Below are 1,625 nucleotides of genomic sequence, written 5' to 3' on the forward strand. Positions count from 1 at the left end.
AGAAAACTGCTGAGTCTTTTGGGTTTGAGCTAGTTGCTAAAACTCCACAGTTAGATTGAGTTTCTTAGGAGGACTTTTGCTATGAGACAGGGGTTTCAACCCCTGGCGGACTATCGGGCTAACCGAGGTTTCTCGCCACTCGCACCATCAAAGAAACCGGGTTTTTTCCTCAATCTTTGCAATGTTACGAAGTTGGTCGCAAAAACGCGGTACAATGATCCACTAAGCTCAAACCCAGCCCTGACGGCAATAGAAAAACCATGCAGCCCGAACAAGAACAAGAAATTCTCAACCTGCGCGATCGCCAATTAACTCCCAAACAAATTGCCCGAAAGTTAGGATTGAAAGCATCCGAAGTCAGTACCTTTCTTCAATCTCATGCAGAACAAACAGCCCTCGCTAGCGCCGAAAAAGGAGAGTTATTGCCCGTTGCTCAATGTCTCGTGGATGTAAATTTTGCGAAGTTATTGTTGGGGAATGAAGCCTCTGAAACGAGCGGTTTGGGTTTAGTGGTGGTTACCCGTTCCAAGGGATACAATCGTTTTGTTGCAGCCTCTTATTTGATCGACTACTGGTGTTTGGGAGTCAAGGATACCATCCCGCCACGTAACTGCAACGATAGCCAATATAAAAATTTCGTTCAGCTTTGTTACTCGCAGTTTATGCAAGAGTACGAGGAGATTAGTTTAGAGCAAGCACAAGCCCTGGTTTGGGGCGCGATCGCCTATGCCAAAACATTAGGCTTTGAACCGCATCGCGATTTCGAGCAGTCGAAGGCTCATTTAGGAGAATCAACCAGCGAAATTGGCTTGAAATTCGGTCGCAATGGAAAACCTTGTTATATTGAAGGGCCTCACGATAATACAAGGAAAATTATCAATACGCTTAAAAACTCTGTGGGAGAGGGTAATTTCGATTACTTGTTCGGGATGGGGTAGAAATTGATACGGGGGAGCGTCAACCGCCCAACCACCAATCGTGATAAAATAAACATCGGTGTTACTGACAACTCCCCACAATGGAAGAAACCCGCGCCCAAGCTTATCAGCAATTGATTGAGACACTCCTGAATTGCCCCAACGGTGAGCAACCGCAGATATTACAGGCTAACTTAGAATTGGTAGATTCGGGGTTTCTGCAAGTTTGCGAGGTAGTAGCAGAAAACCTGGCAGAGGAAGGACAGGAAAATCAGGCTAATTATTTACGGAATTTGGCCAGTCAGCTAGGGCAATTCTTGGGGATGAATGATGAGGGAGATAGCGATAACTCTGAAGGTGAAAATCCCCAAGAGTATGCAAAGTTTATCGGACAATTATTGCAAGCAGAAGCAGATAGCCGGGGCGATATTAAAGTAATTTACCCTATGCTGGCCGGGCGGCAACATCTCCTCCATGACCGTTTTGCCGAGAGTTTACAGCAAGTGACCCAGAATTTAATTGCCGAACATCCCAAAGCAATTGAATTTACCCTCGGCCTCATTGGAAACTTGAGTAATCATATTAGTAACTTTCCACTGGGGAAAAGAGCGAATAATCTTGAAATTGCCATTACCGGTTATCAAATACTTTTAAGTAATCGGGAACCCGGGAGCGAAAATTGGGCCCAGACGCAAAATAATCTGGCAA

At 45.2% G+C, this 1,625-nt stretch carries 2 protein-coding genes; both read left to right on the forward strand.

Features of this window, described 5'->3' with window-relative positions:
- Positions 1-260: 260 nt before the first annotated feature.
- A complete protein-coding gene (locus QUB20_RS26770) occupies positions 261-938 on the forward strand; it encodes a DNA-binding response regulator (RefSeq protein WP_333250968.1) in 678 nt (225 codons plus the stop codon).
- A gap of 80 nt (positions 939-1,018) precedes the next feature.
- Positions 1,019-1,625 (forward strand): hypothetical protein (locus QUB20_RS26775; RefSeq protein WP_333250966.1); only part of this gene is annotated, 607 nt, incomplete at its 3' end.

Origin of the sequence: Microcoleus sp. B4-C2 (assembly GCF_036705265.1) — a bacterium.
In the GTDB taxonomy this organism is placed as follows: domain Bacteria; phylum Cyanobacteriota; class Cyanobacteriia; order Cyanobacteriales; family Microcoleaceae; genus Microcoleus.

Coding starts and splice junctions, on each gene's coding strand:
- QUB20_RS26770 (WP_333250968.1), top strand. CDS start 261: ATGCAGCCCGAACAAGAACAAGAAATTCTCAACCTGCGCGATCGCCAA.